At 70.1% G+C, this 18042-nt stretch carries 11 protein-coding genes and 2 tRNA genes; 6 read left to right on the top strand and 7 right to left on the bottom strand.

The window, feature by feature from the left end:
* Nucleotides 1–15: 15 nt before the first annotated feature.
* Nucleotides 16–1311, bottom strand: coding sequence for a thymidine phosphorylase (locus tag AABM36_RS04750; protein ID WP_019310514.1), 1296 nt, complete (start codon nucleotides 1309–1311; stop codon nucleotides 16–18).
* A 174-nt stretch (nucleotides 1312–1485) separates the two neighbouring features.
* Here AABM36_RS04750 and AABM36_RS04745 point away from each other — a divergent pair, with 174 nt between their 5' ends.
* Both AABM36_RS04745 and AABM36_RS04740 read left to right on the top strand, forming a co-directional pair.
* Complete coding sequence (locus AABM36_RS04745) at nucleotides 1486–2703, top strand: NupC/NupG family nucleoside CNT transporter (RefSeq protein WP_249494285.1); 1218 nt, start codon at nucleotides 1486–1488, stop codon at nucleotides 2701–2703.
* Between the two features lie 31 nt (nucleotides 2704–2734).
* The gene (locus AABM36_RS04740; RefSeq protein WP_249494284.1) at nucleotides 2735–3670 is read left to right on the top strand and encodes a sugar-binding transcriptional regulator; all 936 of its coding nucleotides are present in this window, start codon (nucleotides 2735–2737) and stop codon (nucleotides 3668–3670) included.
* Between the two features lie 45 nt (nucleotides 3671–3715).
* On the opposite strand, the gene AABM36_RS04735 is transcribed toward AABM36_RS04740, so the two are convergent.
* From AABM36_RS04735 to AABM36_RS04725, 3 genes are all read right to left on the bottom strand, one after another.
* Nucleotides 3716–5719 carry an FAD/NAD(P)-binding protein gene (locus AABM36_RS04735; protein ID WP_423447615.1) on the bottom strand — a complete coding sequence of 668 codons (2004 nt, stop codon included), beginning with the start codon at nucleotides 5717–5719 and terminating at the stop codon, nucleotides 3716–3718.
* A gap of 89 nt (nucleotides 5720–5808) precedes the next feature.
* Entirely contained in the window at nucleotides 5809–7785 is a 1977-nt protein-coding gene (locus tag AABM36_RS04730; protein WP_249494282.1) for a S8 family serine peptidase, read from the bottom strand.
* A 190-nt stretch (nucleotides 7786–7975) separates the two neighbouring features.
* Nucleotides 7976–8065: transfer RNA gene (locus AABM36_RS04725), tRNA-Ser, on the bottom strand.
* A gap of 235 nt (nucleotides 8066–8300) precedes the next feature.
* Between AABM36_RS04725 and AABM36_RS04720 the strand changes: the two genes are divergently transcribed.
* Both AABM36_RS04720 and AABM36_RS04715 read left to right on the top strand, forming a co-directional pair.
* Nucleotides 8301–9422 (top strand): glycosyltransferase, encoded by a 1122-nt coding sequence (locus AABM36_RS04720; protein ID WP_249494281.1) that lies wholly within the window; start codon nucleotides 8301–8303, stop codon nucleotides 9420–9422.
* A gap of 10 nt (nucleotides 9423–9432) precedes the next feature.
* Nucleotides 9433–10944: a lipopolysaccharide biosynthesis protein gene (locus AABM36_RS04715; protein ID WP_249494280.1), complete on the top strand. Its 1512-nt coding sequence runs from the start codon at nucleotides 9433–9435 to the stop codon at nucleotides 10942–10944.
* 48 nt (nucleotides 10945–10992) lie between these two features.
* Here AABM36_RS04715 and AABM36_RS04710 read toward each other — a convergent pair whose 3' ends face one another.
* Together AABM36_RS04710 and AABM36_RS04705 are read right to left on the bottom strand one after the other, a co-directional pair.
* Nucleotides 10993–12084, bottom strand: coding sequence for a glycosyltransferase family 2 protein (locus AABM36_RS04710; RefSeq protein ID WP_423447612.1), 1092 nt, complete (start codon nucleotides 12082–12084; stop codon nucleotides 10993–10995).
* Between the two features lie 109 nt (nucleotides 12085–12193).
* Nucleotides 12194–14350: a RecQ family ATP-dependent DNA helicase gene (locus tag AABM36_RS04705; RefSeq protein ID WP_423447610.1), complete on the bottom strand. Its 2157-nt coding sequence runs from the start codon at nucleotides 14348–14350 to the stop codon at nucleotides 12194–12196.
* Nucleotides 14351–15047: 697 nt separating this feature from the next.
* Between AABM36_RS04705 and AABM36_RS04700 the strand changes: the two genes are divergently transcribed.
* Nucleotides 15048–15440, top strand: coding sequence for an SRPBCC family protein (locus AABM36_RS04700; protein WP_423447913.1), 393 nt, complete (start codon nucleotides 15048–15050; stop codon nucleotides 15438–15440).
* 272 nt (nucleotides 15441–15712) lie between these two features.
* On the opposite strand, the gene AABM36_RS04695 is transcribed toward AABM36_RS04700, so the two are convergent.
* Nucleotides 15713–15788: transfer RNA gene (locus tag AABM36_RS04695), tRNA-Lys, on the bottom strand.
* 259 nt (nucleotides 15789–16047) lie between these two features.
* Between AABM36_RS04695 and glsA the strand changes: the two genes are divergently transcribed.
* Nucleotides 16048–17889 (top strand): glutaminase A, encoded by a 1842-nt coding sequence (glsA, locus tag AABM36_RS04690; RefSeq protein ID WP_423447608.1) that lies wholly within the window; start codon nucleotides 16048–16050, stop codon nucleotides 17887–17889.
* Nucleotides 17890–18042: the final 153 nt, after the last annotated feature.

Here is an 18042-nt window from a genome sequence, read left to right as displayed (position 1 = left end):
GTGCGGGGCGCTGACTCAGTCGATCCTGTCGATGACGACGTCTTCGCGGGCGCCGGTGCCGTCCGCGGCGTCGGGGTCGATGGTCGCGCCGCCGGTCAGGGACTCCAGCGCGCGCTCGAAGCGCTCCGGGGTGTCCGTGTGCAGGGTGAACAGCTTCTGCCCACGGGTGACCCGCTCGCCGGGCACCGCGTGGATCTCCACACCGGCACCGGCCTGCACGGGGTCCCCCTGCCGGGCGCGGCCCGCGCCGAGGCGCCACGACGCCACGCCCACGGACATCGCGTCCATCTCGGTGAGCACGCCGTCCGTCTCCGCCAGCACGTCCTGCGTGTGCTTCGCCACGGGCAGCGGGGCCTCCGGGTCGCCACCCTGAGCGGCCACCATCTTCTTCCAGGAGTCCATGGCCCGGCCGTCCCGCAGCGCAGCCTCCACATCCGCGTCCTTCACACCGGCCGCGGCGAGCATCTCCTGCGCGAGCGCCACGGTCAGGCGCACGACGTCGCTGGGCCCGCCCCCGGCGAGCACCTCCACGGACTCGCGCACCTCCAGGGCGTTGCCCACCGTGCGTCCGAGCGGGCGGGACATGTCCGTGAGCAGGGCGACGGTGTTCACGCCGTGGTCCTTGCCCAGGTCCACCATGGTGCGCGCGAGCTCGCGGGCGTCCTGCTCGAGCTTCATGAACGCGCCCGGGCCGGTCTTGACGTCCAGCACCAGGGCACCCGTGCCCTCGGCGATCTTCTTGGACATGATCGAGGACGCGATCAGGGGGATGCACTCCACCGTGGAGGTGGTGTCGCGCAGCGCGTAGAGCTTCTTGTCCGCGGGTGCCAGGCCGCTGCCGGCCGCGCAGATCACCGCGCCCACCGTGTCCAGGATCTCCATCATGCGCTCGTTGGACAGATCCGCCTGCCACCCGGGGATGGCCTCCATCTTGTCCAGGGTGCCGCCCGTGTGGCCCAGCCCGCGGCCCGAGAGCTGCGGCACCGCCACCCCGAAGCTCGCAACCAGCGGGGCGAGCGGCAGCGTGATCTTGTCCCCCACGCCCCCGGTCGAGTGCTTGTCCGCGGTGGGCCGGGACAGCGCCTGGAAGTTCATGCGCTCGCCGGAGTCGATCATGGCCTGCGTCCACCGGGAGATCTCGGTGCGGTCCATGCCGTTGAGGAAGATGGCCATGGCCAGGGCGGACATCTGCTCGTCCGCCACCACACCGCGGGTGTAGGCGTCGATCACCCAGTTGATGGCCTCCGGGGACAGCGTCTGGCGATCCCTCTTCATGCGGATCACGTCAACGGCGTCGAACGATTCGACCATCGTGCTCACTCCCTCGTGTAGATGCGGCGCCGTGCTGGTGCGGGTGCGCGCCCGCGACACGACTCGTTCTCCATCCTATGCGCCGTTTCGGAAATTCTGACACTTATAGTTTTGACAAATGTGCACACTGCGGCACCGTCGCCGCCGTGCCGGACAACGAAAGCTGGGGTCATCGTGGGCCGTTTCCAGGGCCTGGTGGGCATCGCGCTCATCCTGGGCATCATCATCCTGTTCTCCCGCCACCGGCACGCCATCAAGTGGCGCACACTGGGCGTGGGTCTCGCCCTGCAGGTGGGGGTCGCCCTGCTGATCCTCAAGTGGGAGACCGGCTACGAGGCGTTGAAATGGATCTCGGACCTGATCCAGAAGCTCATCAGCTACACCAACGAGGGCGTCATGTTCGTCTTCGGCGGCCTGGTCAGCGAGGACAACGGCTTCGTCTTCGCACTGAGCGTGCTGCCCGTGATCATCTTCCTGGGCGCGCTCATCGGCGGCCTCTACTACCTGCGGGTGATCCAGGTGCTCGTCCACTTCGTGGGCACGGCCCTGAACAAGATCATGGGAACCTCCAAGGTGGAGTCCGTGTTCGCGGCCACCGTGATCTTCCTGGGGCAGAGCGAGGCCCCGCTGGTGATCAAGCCCTACCTGAGCAAGCTGACCCGCTCGGAGCTGTTCACGTGCATGACCGGTGGCTTCGCCGCCGCGGCCGGATCCACCCTGGTGGGCTACTCGCTGCTGGGTGCACCGCTGCCCTACCTGCTGGCGGCCTCCGTGATGAATGCCCCGGGCTCGCTGCTGATCGCCAAGGCCCTCATGCCCGAGACCGAGGAGTCCGTGGCGTCGGTCGACACCCTCAGGGTCAAGGACACCGAGTCCAAGAACCTCATCGACGCGCTCAGCACCGGCGCCCTGAACGGCGGCAAGATCGCGGTGATCGTGGGCTGCCTGCTCATCGCGTTCATCTCGCTGATCGCCATGGTGTCCGGCGGCCTGGAGTGGTTCGGCTCGCTCTTCGGCTTCGAGGGCTGGTCCCTCGAGGGGCTGTTCGGGATCCTCTTCGCGCCGGTCGCGTGGGCCATCGGCGTGCCGTGGGAGGACGCCGCGCAGGTGGGCAACTTCCTGGGCCAGAAGACGATCCTCAACGAGTTCGTGGGGTACACGTCCTTCGGCCCGGCCATCCCGGACCTGCAGCCCCAGTCGGTGCTGATCACCACGTTCGCCCTGGCGGGCTTTGCCAACCTGGGTTCGATCGCCATCCAGATCGGCTCGTTCGGCGGACTCGCCCCGGACCGCCGGGCGGACGTGGCCCAGATGGGCATGTTCGCCCTGTTCGCCGGCTTCCTCACCAACATGCTCAACGCCGCGCTCGTCGGCGTGATCATGGGCCTGTGACCGGCGCCATTCCCGGACGGGAGCGCGCAGCGTGGAACTGAGCTCACGGGATGCCCAGGCCCTGGACGTGGCGAGGCTGTACTACCAGCGCGGGCTGCCGCAGGCGGACATCGCCCGGAAGCTGTCGATCTCCCGGCCCACCGTGTCCAAGCTTCTGCAGCACGCGAAGGACCGGGGGTTCGTGAGCATCGAGATCCGTGACCCCCGGGCCGTCTCCTCGGACGTGGGACGGCAGCTGTGCGAGCGCTTCGGTCTCGCGCAGGCGCGCGTGGTGGCCGCGGCGGACACGGACGAGGAGCTGCTTCACGAGCTCGGCGGCATGGGCGCACAGGTGCTCGAGGAGAACGTGGCCGACGGCGACCTCGTGGGCATCACGTGGGGCCGAACCATGCGCGCGGTGGCCCAGGCCCTCACGCCCCAGCCGCGCAGCGGGGTGCACATGGTCCAGCTCAAGGGCGGCAGCAGCCTGGCCTCACCGCTCGTGGGCCACCACGAGACCATCCGGCTGCTGTGCGCGGCGTTCGCCGCCTACCCCCACACCCTCCCCCTGCCCATGCTCTTCGACAGTCCCGAGGTCAGGCGGGTGGTGGAGCAGGACCGGAGCATCAAGTACGTCCTGGACCTCGGCCGCAGCGCGCGCACCGCGATCTTCACCGTGGGCTCGGTGGCGGAGGACTCCCCGCTGCTCGTGCGGGACGTCCTGACGCCCTCCGAGCGCGCCGGTGTCACGCGCGACGCCGTGGGCGATCTGTGCTCCCACTTCATCGACGCGCACGGCCGAGCCGCCGTCCCGGAGCTGGACGAGCGCACCGTCTCCATCCCCCTGGACGCGCTGCGCCGCAAGGAGATCCGGATCTGTGTGGCCGGCGGAGCCGCCAAGGTCCCCGTTCTGCGCGCCGTCCTGCAGGCGGGTTTCGTCTCCCACCTGGTCACGGACGAGCGGACCGCCCGCGCCGTTCTCGGCTGAGCACGCGGCCCCACGACGACGCCGCCCGCACCCCGGGCACGCGGCTCACGGTTCGCGCCGCGCCCCCGCGAAGACGTCCTGCGCGATCTGGTCCGCGTCCGCGATCGTGCGGGCCCCCAGGTGGGCGGGCGCCTCGGCCTCCGCAGCGATGGACACTCCCCACTGCACCGAGGACAGCTGCAGGCCGATCACGTAGATCCCCTCCTCCGCCTGGTCCCCGGCACCCACGGCGCGGTAGACGAAGGAACGGGACGCGGCGTCGTCGTCCCGGCAACCGCGGGCGCGTTCGATGCTCACGTCCAGGCCCGAGCTGGACTCGGGGCTCGCGCCGTCCTTGGTCTCCATGAGGCGGGCGCGCACCAGCCCGCGCTCGTGCATGTGGGTGAGCAGCGGCGAGATGTTGCGGTGGACGTCGTTGGTGGGGGACATGGCCTCGATGAGCCACCGCGAGCGCACCGGTGCGTCCTCGACCCACGGGGAGGCCGCCACGAAGCACCCCTCGGTGCGGTCCACCGCGAAACGGGGCTCGGGGCCGAGGAAGCGGACCACGCCCGCCCGGGTGAGCGCCGCGAGCTGCTGGATGCGCAGCACGGGCGGGCCCGAGGCGAGACCCTCCACGAGGGGCTCGAACTGGCGACGCAGCTCGTGGACCCACGAGGAGTCCGAGATCCCGATCTCCGCGAGCACGCACTTGAGCACCGTGCGCGCGGTGTTGAGGGACGCGATCGCCATCTTCACGGGGTCGTCCTCGCCGCGCAGCGAACCGTGGACGTCACGGTCCAGGTAGTGCACGACCGCCGCGGCGTACTCGTCGTGGCTCGCGAAGCTGACGTCCTCGAACGGCCGTGCGAGCCGGGCCTGCTGCAGCTGCCGGCCGGGGACCACGGCGTCGGAGATCAGGGCGTCGCTGTGGTGCGACCAGCCGGGGTCGGTGGTGTCCAGGAGGATCTCGTCGAGCTCCCGCAGGAACTGCTGCGGGTCCGACTGGAAGGCCTCGGGCGCGGTGCGGGCCAGGACCGTGTAGTAGTTCCAGATCACGTCCTTGCGGATCAGCGGCCACAGCTGCCGCTCGAAGGAGAGGGCCTGCGGCGAGTCCTCCGCCAGTTCCTGCACGGCGTCCAGGGTGAAGAACCGGGTCTGCAGGGACTGCGCGTAGTAGCCCTGCAGCACGGGCTTCGCGCGGTAGGGGGTGCCCCGCCGGGAGCCGGCCACGATCTTCGGCTCGCGCCCCGAGGGGCGGTAGACCAACCGTTCGGGGTTGTTCGGGTCGGTGTCGAACCTCCCGCCCCGGCCCTCGGTGAGCCGTGCGAGGGCGTCGCAGAAGTTCAGACCCATGCCCCGCACCAGAACCGTCTCACCGCTGGGCAGCTCGGACCAGAAGGCGTCCGCGGGCACGGTGGGCGGCCAGTACGTGAGGCCGTGCTCGGCGGCGCCGTCCACCAGGTCCTTCTGCGCCGGGCGCAGGTGCGCGTCCAGGTGCCCCAGTGCGAGCACGACCGCGTCCGCCGGGAGCACGAGACCGCCCGACAGCTCCACCGCGTAGCGGTGCCGCCCCTCGGAACGGACCCACGCGTCCACGGCCTCCCCGCGGTGCACCTCCAGGTGCACCGTGTCCGGGAGGTTCTCCTGCAGCGTGGCGAACACCCACTCGAGGTAGCGGCCGTAGACGGCGCGCGGCGGGTAGCCCTGGGGAGTGAGCTCCGCGAGCGCCGCGATCTGCTCCGGTGAGAGCGGCGTCACAGGCGTGATCTCCCCCGCGACGACGCCGCGGCGCCACTGCTCGAAGCTCATCCCCCGCAGCGGTTCCGGCGAGGGCACCTCCAGCGCCCCGGGTGCCGCAACGACGGTGGGGAACAGGGAGGGCGTGTTCATGAGGAACACGTCCGACTGGTCCGTGCGCCACACGTGCCCCGGGCCGGGAGGGAAGGGATCCACCAGGTCGATGTGGACACGAGCCCCCGTGTGCGCCGAGCGGGCCACGAGCCGCTCCACGACCGACAGACCACGGGGACCTGCCCCCACCACCACCACGCGCTGCTGAATTCCCATGCCGTCCAGGATATCGACGGACAGGGCGGGGCCGGTGCATGCCCGGGTCACCCGACCGGTCCGCCCTCCCGGCCCGCTCTGCGCGCCCGTCAGCGGACCGCGGTGCGAACCACTTTCCCCGTGCTCCGCGTCCAGGTGTACTGCACGGTGTCGCCGGTCTTCACGTTGCGGAAGCGCTGGTACGCACCGGAGGAGGTCTTCACCTCGGGTGAGGTGGGGTAGCCGGCGCCTGCCTCGTAGCCGTCGCGGGACCATTGCCTGCCGATGCCGGATGTCTCAACCACCGGTTGAGCTCCGGACGTCCCACTCCAGATGATCTTGGTGGTCTGGTTCGTCCCTGGGCGCACGAAGTTCTGGTAGGCCCCGCCGGTAGCGGTGGGCAGTTCGTCCTTGGCGGGCAGCCCGAAAGCGGTCGGGCCGCCCAGCTGCGAGTACCGCGTTCCAATGCCCTTCCAGGTTTCAACCCTGTGCGCACCGGTCTCGTGGGACCAGTAGATCTTGGTGACCTTCCCGTTCTTCGCGAAGCTCTGCACCACGCCGCCCGCCCCCGTGCTCTGCTCCCACGTGGTCGGGGCGCCCATGGCTGCGGCGCCCCCGTGGGCGTTGTAGTAGGTGGCGATGGCACCGTGCACGGTCGGTTTGGCACGGGGGACAGCCCGAGCCGCCGCAGTGGCATTGACCTTGCGGTAACCGCTCACGTTCGTGCCCGTGCTGCGCAGAGTGGCACGGATTGCCTCTACGCCCAGGTCCGGGTTCCGTTCCTTCATGATGGCAACCACGCCGGCCACGTGCGGCGCCGCCATGGAGGTTCCACTGAGGTCACCGTAGGACGGCTTGCCGATCGAGTAGGTTCCCGTGTTGACCGTGGACCAGATGGGGGCCCCTGCATCTCCCCCCGGTGCCACGACGTCGAGCATCGGCCCCCAGTTGGAGTATCCGGTGAGCTGGTTGTGGGAGTTCGTGGCCCCCACCACGATGGCGCCCCCGCAGTTGGCGGGCGAGGCGAGGTTCGCGCTCTTGGCCGCGTTGCCGGCCGCCACCACGAGCGGCACGTTGATCTTGTGCATCCGGTTGATCGCGTTCTGCATCACCGCGGGACAGGTTCCGGAGTCCCACGCCTCCGACAGGTTGACCACCTTGGCCGGGTTCGCGTTCCTGGGCACTCCCGGGATGGGAATGCCCGCAGACCACATCACGCCGTCCGCAATGTCCGAGACGTACCCGCGGCCGTCCGCCCCGAGAACGCGGGCGTGCTGGATCTTCGCGTCGGGGGCCACGCCGGCGATCCCCATCCTGTTGTTCGTCTGGGCGGCGGCAATGCCCGCCACGTGCGAACCGTGCCACCAGGACGGCCGCCCCGGGCTCCAGTCCCCCTGGTCCTGAGGGTTCGCGTCACGTCCGTTGCCGTCCCGCGAGTGGTAGGTGTCGGAGAGGAAGTCGTAGCCGGGCACCGTCTTGGCGTTGAGATCCGGGTGGTTGATCTGCCCGGTGTCCGCAATGCCGATCACCACGCCCTGACCGGTCCCCTGGCTCCACGCACTCGGCACACCGATGTTGCGCGGGCCCCACTGGTAGTTCCAGTTCGTGTCGTTCGGGGCGACGGCCGGCGTTGCGGCGAGCGCCCCCACCACGATCTGGTCGGGCTCTGCGGATTCCACGGCGGGGTTCGCCTCGATCGCGGCCACCATGTCCTTCTGCTCCGCCGGGGAGAGCATGGTGTCCGTCTCCACCACGTCCTCACCGCTGCCCGTGGTCCGGACCGTCTCCGCCCGGGGAAGGTCGGTGGCCTGGGCGGCCTCCGCGAGTGCGATGCTCCGGCGCTCCTGGGGCACCCCCTGCTTGTACTCCACCACGAACCGGTCCGTCTCCGGGAGCACACGGCCCTGCCCAGCCGCGCCCCTCCCCAGAGAGGCCACTCCCCCGGTCACTGCCGGCTGCGCCTGCGCGGCCTGCTCCCCGGACGACGCCGCTCCACCCGGGGGTGCCGCCGCCGCAGGTGCGGCCGTGGCGATCACCGCCACCGTCAGTCCTGCGGCGATCCATCTCCGTGCCCGTGCGTTGCCCATGCCCGTTCCTCCTGCTCCGACCCCGGTCCGGTACGCCGCGGACCCGGGCGGGCGGGAGTGGACCTGGTGCTGCTTCGGAGTGTATCCATGCGCATCTATATGCAGAAGCAAACACGGTGTTTCCCGAATTGTGACGCCGGGACATGCAGAACGCCGCCCGCGTGATCGCGGGCGGCGTTCTGGTCGTGAGCGGAGACGGGGGGATTTGAACCCCCGGCCCGGGGTTAATCCGAGCCCTTCATTAGCAGTGAAGTCCATTCGGCCGCTCTGGCACGTCTCCGTGCTGTCTGCGATGTCACGCTCCCAATAGGACGCTTCATCACAAAACAACGGGTCTCAGACTATCGGGCTGGTGCAGGGACGGTCAAAGCGGTCGCCAGCCGCGGATCGTCGGCAGCGCGTCGATGAGCCCCTGCTGCGCTGCCACGTCTGTCCAGGCTCAGTGCAGACCTGGGTGATAATCGTGGATACGCGGCGCCCGGCCGCCATCTCCCATCTCGAAAGGCTGTCATCCTGTGCGCTCACTCGTCGTCACCGCATGGTTCCCTGATGCCAAGACCCCCAGCCGTACTCCTTTCATCCTCGAACACTGCTGGGCTCTCCAGGAAGCGGGCCACGAGGTCGCGCTCGTTCACGTTCGCATCGGCCGGGCCAACGGCCCAACTGTCCAGGAGGTCTACGAAGGCGTCCCCGTGACCCGGGCACATCTGAACGTGACGAACCCTCGGAGCTACTACGAGGTGCTCCGTCTGATTTCCGCGGGCCTTCGCGGAGCGGATGTGCTGCACACGATGGCGTTCTCAGCGGTGCTCTTCGCGGCCGCACCCTGGGCTGCACGCCGTTTGCCGTGGGTGCACACGGAGCACTGGAACGGTGTGGTGAACCCACCCAGCGTGGGTCCGCTCTGGGAGCGGACCGCGTGGTTGCGTCACGCACTGCGGCTGCCTCACGCGGTCACGGGAGTGACGAACGAGCTGTGCCGTGAAATGGCACGTTTCTCCCGTCCCGGAGCCACTCACATGGTGCCGTGCGTTGTTGAGAACCAGGCACCCGCCACGCCGTTCCCCCAAAGCCCTCCTGTCGAGCTGGTGGGGGTGGGAGCGTTGATCGATCGCAAACGTCCGGTCCTGGCGCTCCAGACGGTCGCGGAACTCGTACGGCGAGGCGTTGACGTTCACTACACCCTGGTGGGCGACGGCCCTCTGATGGACACTCTGCGAACCACAGCCCGCACACTGGACATCGAGGACCGCGTGGAGCTCACCGGCCCCATCCCACCGTCCGAGGTGGCTGGCCGCCTGGCGGGAGCGCACATCTTCTTCCTCCCCAGCGCTCAGGAGAACTTCTTCACTGCGGTGGCCGAGGCCATTGCCGCGGGTCGCCCAGCTGCAGTGCCACTCAGCGGCGGGTTCGACGACTACTGCACGGGGGAGAACACCGTCCTCACGGACAGTTGGGATGTCCCGGACCTCGCCGACGCAGTTCAGCGTGCTTGGGAGAGGTTCCGCGAATCCGACCCCGCCGCGATTGCGGCCACGGTGCGCACAAAGTTCTCCCGCGCGACGATTGGATCCCAGTTCTCCCGGATCTACGAGCTCGTCGGCGGAGAGGGCACGTCTCGTCGATTCGCTCGATAGGCTTCTGCACGTGACATCCACCCCTCCTGCTTCGGCCCCCACCGGACGGTGGCGCAGGATTCTCTTCCCGCTGCCCAATCACGAGAACAAGGACAACCCCATTGGTTCGTCCTTCGTTCTGACCGTGGTGGCCGTTTTCGCCCAGGGCCTGTCCCGGTTCGGCTACAGCCTGCTCATCGGCAACATGCTTGGCAGCGAGATCCTCGGTCAGATCAACCTGACGATCTCTCTGGCCCTGTTCCTGGTGCTGCTGTGGCCGCAGGCGTCAGGCAATGCGGCCTCCAAGTTCATTGCCATGGCCCGGGGACAGCAGGATCGGGAGAAGCAGCTGTCGGTAGCCGCCTACGCTTCGCGTTCGGCAGCCGTAGCCACAGCCTTCCTGGCGGTGGTCGCTGTCGTGGTGGCCACATGGTCCCTGCACCTGCCATCCAGCTACGCGATCTCGGCGGGTCTGCTGGTGATCGCACTGTCTGCCTACAATTTCGTGCGCGGAGTCCGCACGGGCAACAACCAGTTCGTCACCACTGCCGTGTGGGACTGCATCAGCTCCGGCGTGACGCTCACCCTGCTGCTGCTGGTCCTCCTGGGCGGGTTCACTCCTCTGCTGCTGCTCCCCCTGAGCCTCGGATACCTGATCTACGCCATCCCCGGCTGGCCCCGGAATGGCGGCGGGCCGCTCCCCCGATCCCTCAAGCGCGAGATCAACACGTTCACCGCCTGGGCGGCCATCAACATCCTCACGGCCTCCGGGCTCTTGCAGCTCTCCATGATCCTTGGCAAACACTACGACACCCCTTCGGCAGTGGGTCAGTACTCCGCAGCCGTGAGCATTGCCACGCCCGCGAGCATGTTGTCCTCCTCCATGCTGGTGGCGCTCGCACCGGCGGTTGCGCGCATGTTCACGTCCGGAGACCTCCCCGGCATGCGTCGGCAGCTGGACTCCATCCTGCGGATCATGGTGCTCGTGTTCCTGCCCGTGTTCGGGGTGGGAATCCTGTGGGCGGAGCCCATCATCCACCTGCTCTACAACGCGCGCGCCGAGGAGTTCACCCAGGCTGCTCCACTGCTGATCGTTCTGTTCTTCGCGGTCTCGGCCACGAGCTTCAACGCCTCCAACTCCCGGCTCAACGGCGGGGAGAACTGGGGCGTGCGCGCCCTCGCCGCGTGCAACGCTGTGGGCCTGCTGCTGGGGGTGGGAACCATCCTGTGGTGGGGCCCCGAACTGGGGGTGATGGCCGCAGCCATCGGTTATCTCGTGGGCTGCCTGGTGAGCTCCCTGGGTCCACTGGTCATCGTGTGGATCCACGACCGCATGTCCTGGGCGGGGCTCATGCTGCGCGTGGCAACCGGCTACATCCTGGTTCTGCTGGGTGCGTGGTTCGTGATGACCCACCCGGGTATCGGCTCGAACATTCTGGCCACGCTGGTGTTCCTGGCCGTGTGGTTCGCTGTCTCCTGGCGTGACCTGGCCCCTCGCCTCCAAGCCCTGCGGAGCTGGACGAAGCGTCGTCGAGCGCGGTGACACAGCGCCTGGGTGCGATGGCTTGGCCGTCGTTCCCCTGCCCCCCGCTCAGCGGCACCCCATGCGGTAGCGCAGAGTCTGCACGGCACTCGCGGCAGCGATCCGCAGAGGGCTCTGACGATCGAGCCACCATCGGGGACTCTGGGTGAGGAGAGCGGCGGGCGTTGCAAAGTGACGGCGCGCTCCCATCGCGGCCTGCAGGTCGCTGACGTCTGATCCAGAGCGGAGCAAGCGGAGCACTCGAATGTCTGCTCGGGACAGACGTTGCTCGACATGATGGGCGGAGTCCACAAGCTCCTGTGCGATGTCGGCGGCGTTGTGGGCCTGCGTGGCGTCCCAGTGCCCCGCCTGCACGACCTGCTCCACCGCCGGAAAGAAGTTCACGCGAATGTACTTGAGGATGTACGAACCGTGCAGGTCCGAGAGGGCGCTCCCAGGTTGCGGGCTGCGTGTGACGCCGAGCGCAGCCGCGACCTGGTCGCGGACGGGCAACGGCTGACGCGACACTCGCACCGCGGCATCGGCGTGCACGAGGTACCCGGGGAGCCCCGGCGCGTAGTCGATCCGTGCGGCCCCCTGATACAGGGCCATGACGAAGGACTGGTCCTCACCCGTACGCACGCACTCATCGAAGCGAGCATGCATTTCCTGGGCCGAGGCAACCCTGACCAGGCCGAACCCCGAACTCCGGTATCCCAACCGATCCTTCACCGGGTCCAGGTTGGAGCAGCGGAACGGGCGGAGGATGGGCGTGATGTCCACTCGCTGGCCCGTGTGGTGCTGGAAGGGGATCACGAGGTCGCTGCCCCTGCGCTCGGCGATCCCGAGCCACCGGGTGACCGCTCCCGCGTCGAGGGTGTCGTCGCTGTCGAGGAAGCTGATGTAGCGCGCCGTGGTGCGGCGTAGGGCTTCGTTGCGAGGCACCGCCGCCGTGCTTCCACGATCCTCGCACTCGATCACCGTGACCGCTGCGCGCTGCTCGGCGGACAGGACGGCCCTGACCTCGTCCGCTGACACGTGGTGCGCCACCACCGTCACGCGGCACTGCCCGGGGCGAGCACCCTCGCTCGCCAGCAGCGCGGAGGACACCGCGCGCGCAATGGGGCGTGATGTGGAGTGCACCGGGATGACGATCTCCACGAGCGGGTCACCAGAGTGTTGGGTCATGCCGCCAGGATAATTCAGCACCCGCCCCAGGGCCTGGGAGCGCCGTGTGTGGCACACGCGATCCGGTCCTGCGGCTGTGCGGTCAGCCCTGCGCCGCGAGCACGAACGGCAGCACCGCCTCAGCACCGGCCAGCCGCAGCTGCTGTGCCGCGACCGTGAGGCTCCAGCGGCTGTCCACGAGGTCGTCCACCAGCAGAACCACGGGACGCCCCGACGCGCTGAGCTGCTCCGACACCTCCGGCGGGACGGTGAACCGGCCCCACACCTCGGCGAGCCGGTAGGCACTGTTGCCCCCGTGACTGCCCCGGGGGACGTCGGGGTTCAGCTCCAGCGCACCCCAGAACGGGAGGTGGCCCGCCGACGCGATGCCCCGTGCCAGGGAGTCCACCAGCTGCGGTCGGGACTGGGACGGCATGGCCACCACGGCCGTGGGCCGCTGCTGCCAGTCCCACTGGGACAGCACCGTGAGGGCTGCCCGTCCGAGGTCCGCGGTGACCTGGGAGTCCACCGGCTGCCCGTTCGCGTCCGCGCGGAAGGTCTCCCGCAACCGGGCTCCCCAGCCGAGATCGGTGAGACGCGCCACGGCGCGTCCGCGTTCCGCGCGCTCCTTCTCCGGGATCTTGCCCTTCACACGGATGCCGAGACGGTCCATTCCCGTGGGCCACTGGGCGCGCGGCTCGAGGGGGACCCCGGCACGGTGCAGGGCGGCGTCAGCCGCGGAGGAGACCTCAGGATCGACGTCGGTGGGGTACCACGGCCCCGCGCACACGTCGCACCGCCCGCACGGTTCCCCCGTGGGGTCGTCGAGCTGACGGGTGAGGAACTGCATGCGGCACCCGTCCGTGACCTGGTAGTCCAGCATGGCCTGCTGCTCGGCCTCCCTGGCGCGGCCCACACGGTGGTACCGCGGAGCGTCGTAGTGCCACGGCCTGCCGGTGCTCTGCCACCCCCCGCCCACGCGCTCCACGGCTCCGTCCACGGCGAGCACCTTGAGCAGCAGCTCCAGCGGCGAGCGCTTGATGTTGACGCGGGGCTCCAGCGCCGCGACGGACAGCGGACCGCCGTGCTCCGCGAGTGCGGTGAGAACGGCGGTGGCCTTCTCCTCGGTGGGCATGGACGCGGTGGCGAAGTACTCCCAGATGTCCCGGTCCTCGCGCCCGGGGAGCAGCAGCACGTCCGCGGTGTCCGTGGCGCGCCCGGCACGCCCCACCTGCTGGTAGTAGGCGACGGGGGACGACGGCGCCCCGAGGTGCACCACGAAGCCCAGGTCGGGCTTGTCGAAACCCATGCCCAGGGCGGAGGTGGCCACGAGCGCCTTGACCTGGTTGTCCTTCAGCGCCGCCTCGAGGTCCTCCCGCTCCGCGGCGTCGGTGCGGCCCGTGTAGGCGGCCACGCGGTGACCCGCGTCCGTGAGGGCCTGGGCGGTGTCCTCCGCCGCTCCGATGGTCAGGGCGTAGATGATCCCGCTGCCCGGCAGCTCGTCCAGGTGGGCCAGCAGCCAGGCCAGCCGGGCCGAGGTGGAGGGCAGGCGCAGCACCCCCAGACGCAGTGACGCGCGGGACAGCGGACCGCGCAGGGTGAAGACCTCGCCGCCGTACCCGGAGCCCACCCCCAGCTGCTCCCTGACGTCCTCGATCACGCGCTCGTTTGCGGTGGCCGTGGTGGCCAGCACGGCCACGGAGTCCGGCAGCTGCGCCAGCATGTCCTTGATGCGCCGGTAGTCCGGGCGGAAGTCGTGGCCCCAGTCCGAGATGCAGTGCGCCTCGTCCACGACCAGCAGCCCCAGCCGGTCCATGAGCTGGGGCAGCTGCTCGTCCCGGAACCGCGGATTATTGAGCCGCTCCGGCGAGACCAGCAGGACATCCACCTCCCCGCGGTCCAGGGCGCTGGAGATCTCCGCCCACTCGGTGGGGTTGGCGGAGGAGATCGCGGCCGCACGGACCCCGGCACGCTGGGCGGCCGAGACCTGGTCCCGCATGAGCGCGAGCAACGGGGAGATGATCAGCGTGGGCCCGTAGCCCTGCGCCCTCATGAGCAGTGCGGAGAGGAAGTAGACGGCGGATTTTCCCCAGCCCGTCCGCTGCACCACGAGAGCCCGCCGGTGCCCCTCCACCAGCGCCGAGACGGCCTCGAACTGGCCCGGGTGGAAGTCCGCCGACGGGTTGCCCGTGAGGTCTCTCAGGTGCCCCAGGGCACGGGCTCGCAGGTCGGACGGGGTGGACGGCTCAGACGCAGTCATGTGCTGCAGTGTCGCAGGGGGTTCGGACACGCACAACGGACGTGAACGGCACCAGCCCAGGGCAGGGATGGTGGGCGGGATGCTCTTACGGAGTGGAACTCGGCGCCCGGGGCGAGTCTCCCGCCCGGGGCCCGGCCCGTGCGCCGGGGGCAGACGGGGTGGTGGTCTGCTGCCGTCTGATGCACCTAAACGTGATGCGCCCGCTGCGCCCCGACCCGTTCCCCCGAACGGGCCGGTGTGGGCACAGCGGACGCACACGCCGGCAACCGGCGCGGATCAGATCCGCTCGAAGCCCGTGCCCCCCGGCACTGACTTCGTTCCAACGCCACACGGAGACTCCGAACACACCACGCCCCCCCAGCGTGGTCAGCGTTCGGATCAGAGGCGGCGCAGGCGGCCCGTGTTCCCCCCGGTCATGACCGCACCGCACCATCCAGCTCCGTGCTGCGATGTCTTCATGCTGGCATGCCCCCACCCGTATTTCCACCGGGTGCGAGCGCGTCCCCGAACCATCCCCATTTTGTGGACAAGCCGAACATTTCGCATGTTTGCCCACGTCAGAACGTTCTTTTATGACGCCCCACAACGCGCTGCGCAGCCTCGGCCGCGCAGGACGTAGCGCAAAGTGGGGACAGCCTCACCCGTTCGGTGCCGGTGGCGCTTCCCGCGGCACGGAGGCAGACTCGACCTCGTGAAGATGACAGTGACCCGCACCGGTCCGGCACGCGCCTCGGACGTGTGGGAGCACTACGAGCGGCTCGACCTGTGGACCGCGTGGGCACCGCACCTGACGGACGTGCGGGCGAATTCCGACATCCTTCTGCACGGCACCGAGGGCACGGTGCGGGCGCTGCGCGTGGTTTCCGTTCCGTTCCGTGTCCTCTCGGTGCAGGCCGCTCGGCGCCGGTGGTCGTGGCGGGTGCACCCGGGGCCGCTCGAGCTGACGCTGGAGCACTGGGTCTCCCCGTCCGCGAGCGGTGGCACCCGCGCGGGAGTCACGGTCCACGGGCCGGCCGCGGTGCTCGTGGTCTACCGCCCCCTCATGGGCTGGGCGCTGTCGAGACTCGTCAGGGTGGGCACCGGGCGCTGACCGCGCAGGTCCGGCGGGTGCGGCGCCACGAACCAGGGCGAGGGCACCGGACTGCGAACACGCTCTCCGTCCCGGGCAGGAGCACCATGGCCGGGACACTGGCCATGGCTGGGGCGAGGGCCAGGGCCAGGGCCAGAGCCAGAGCCAGAGCACAGTCTGTGACCCTGGGCGTTCCCACGGGCGCAGCCGAAGTCCCCGTGGGACGACGCCGCGTGCAGCTCAGCGGCCGGACATGGAATGTCCCGCGCCGGTCAGGACCGGCGCGGGACGGGTGGTGCGCCCTGTGGGGCTCGAACCCACGACCCATGGATTAAAAGTCCACTGCTCTACCAACTGAGCTAAAGGCGCGTGCTCGCCGCCGGGTCGCCCCGGGCACGAGCAGCCCCACTCTACCGCAGCGCCGACCCGTCGCCAGTTCGTCCGTGCGCAGCCCGGGGCGCCCGCCTCATCGGGACGGGCCCGCGCAGGCGGCCGTGCGGCGTCGCCGTCCGGGGCCCGGCGCGCCGGGTCCGCGCGGATGTGGGACCCTGTAGGCCGAGAGGAGCGCGGCGTGCACGGCCGCGGTCCGCCCCGGCGCACCAGCCCCACCGATCCCCGAGGAACGCCCATGAGCACCGTCCCCATGTCCAAGCTGGGCCCGTCCCCCGTGACCGAGTACCTGCGGCGGGTCGTGGCGGAGCTGCGCGAGGTGGAGGGCGGTGCGGTCAACACCTCCATCCCGGAGCTCGTCGGAGCGGATCCCGGGACCGTGGGGATCGCCGTGGCCACCGTGGACGGCGCCCTGTACCAGGCCGGGGACACCAAGCACGAGTTCTGCCTCCAGTCCATCTCCAAGGCGTTCACGTACGCCCAGGCGCTCACGGACCGCGGTGCGGACGGGGTGTTCGAGAAGATCGACGTGGAGCCCAGCGGGGACGCGTTCAACGAGATCTCCCTGCAGCCCGAGACGGGGCGCCCCTCCAACCCCATGATCAACGCCGGGGCGATCGCGGCCACCTCCCTGGTGCGCAACACGTCCCACGGAACCCGCATGGAACGGATCCTGCGGCTGTACTCGGCGTGCGCGGGGCGCCGGCTGCGGATCAACAAGAACGTGCAGGCCCAGGAGCGCCGGGCCGGGGACCGCAACCGGGCCCTCGGGTGGCTGCTGACCTCACGGGGCATCATCGACGGGGACCCCACGGGCGCCCTGGACGACTACTTCGGACAGTGCGCCGTGATGCTCAACTGCGTGGACCTCGCACGCATGGGCGCCACCCTGGCGGCCGGCGGGCGCAACCCCGTCACGGGAGAGCGGGTGCTGGAGCCCGCCGTGGTCTCGGACGTCCTGTCCGTGATGAGCACGTGCGGGATGTACGACGACGCCGGGCGGTGGGCCCTGCGCGTGGGCCTGCCCGCCAAGTCCGGGGTCAGCGGCGGCGTGATCGCGGTGCTCCCGGGCCAGCTCGCGGTGGCGGTGTTCTCCCCGCCCCTGGACCGGCACGGGAACTCGGTGCGCGGTGTGGCCGCGTGCGAGCGCCTGACCCAGGACCTGGACCTGCACTTCGCACGCACCGAGCGCAACGGCCACTCCACGGTGCGCTCCGAGTACACCCTCGCGGAGGCGCCCTCGCTCGTGCGCCGCAACGAGGCCGCCAGCGAGGTCCTGGAGCAGCACGGTGAGGACGCCCGGATCATCGAGCTGCAGGGAGACCTGCGGTTCGCGGGCGCGGAGACCGCCGTGCGCACGGTCCGCGACGCCGCCCGGCGCTCCCGGTACGTGCTCGTGGACATCCGGCAGGTGGACGACATGGCGCGGTTCGTGATCCCCATGCTCTCCCGCACCGCGGAACAGGTGGAGAGCACCGGGCACCACATGGTGCTGATCGCGGAGAAGAGCAACGAGCACACCCGGGGGATGGAGCACCCCATGACGGTGTTCGCCACCCGCGCGGAGGCCCTGACCTGGGCGGAGGACAGGATCCTGGAGCAGTTCGGGGATCCCGACTGCATGCCGGACAACGTCCACTCCACCCGGTCGGAGCTGCTGAGCACCCTCGCCGAGGACGACGTCCGCCGGATCCGCTCCCACACCGAGGCCGTGGAGTGGGACGCCGGGGCCACCCTGCTGCGCACGGGCCAGAAGTTCAGCGGCGTGTACATGGTCACCTCCGGCAGCGTGGAGGTCTCCCGCCGCTCCCCACAGGGGGACCGTGTGGAGCTCGAGGTGATCGGCCCCGGCATGAGCTTCGGCGAGATCGCCCTGGGCACCGAGCTGCGCTACCTCGTGAGCTTCACCGCGCTCACCCACGTGACCGCGCGCCGGCTCTCCCCCGAGGCGATCGCGCGCATCGAGGAGCAGGACCCCGCCCTGGCCCTGCGCTGGTGGCGCGCGGTGAGCCAGCAGGCCATGCTGCGCCTCGAGGAGCGCTGGCGGCAGCAGGCCGGCGAGACGTACACCGCGGACTGAGCCGGGCGGCGTCGTGCGCGCTGCGGACGACGCCGCCCGGGCCCCCGGTCTGCGCACGGGTACGCGGCCTGCACGGGGCGCGGGAGCCGCACGGGCCCGACGGCGCCCGCGCGCGCCCGCGCCACGGCCCGCCGTCCGCGCCGGGAAACGCCC

Origin of the sequence: Kocuria sp. KSNUG, assembly GCF_049532735.1 — a bacterium.
GTDB classification, from domain to species: Bacteria; Actinomycetota; Actinomycetes; order Actinomycetales; family Micrococcaceae; genus Kocuria; species Kocuria rhizophila.
The sequence above is the reverse complement of the archived record's forward strand: the minus strand, read 5'-3'. Positions and strand labels throughout refer to the sequence as shown.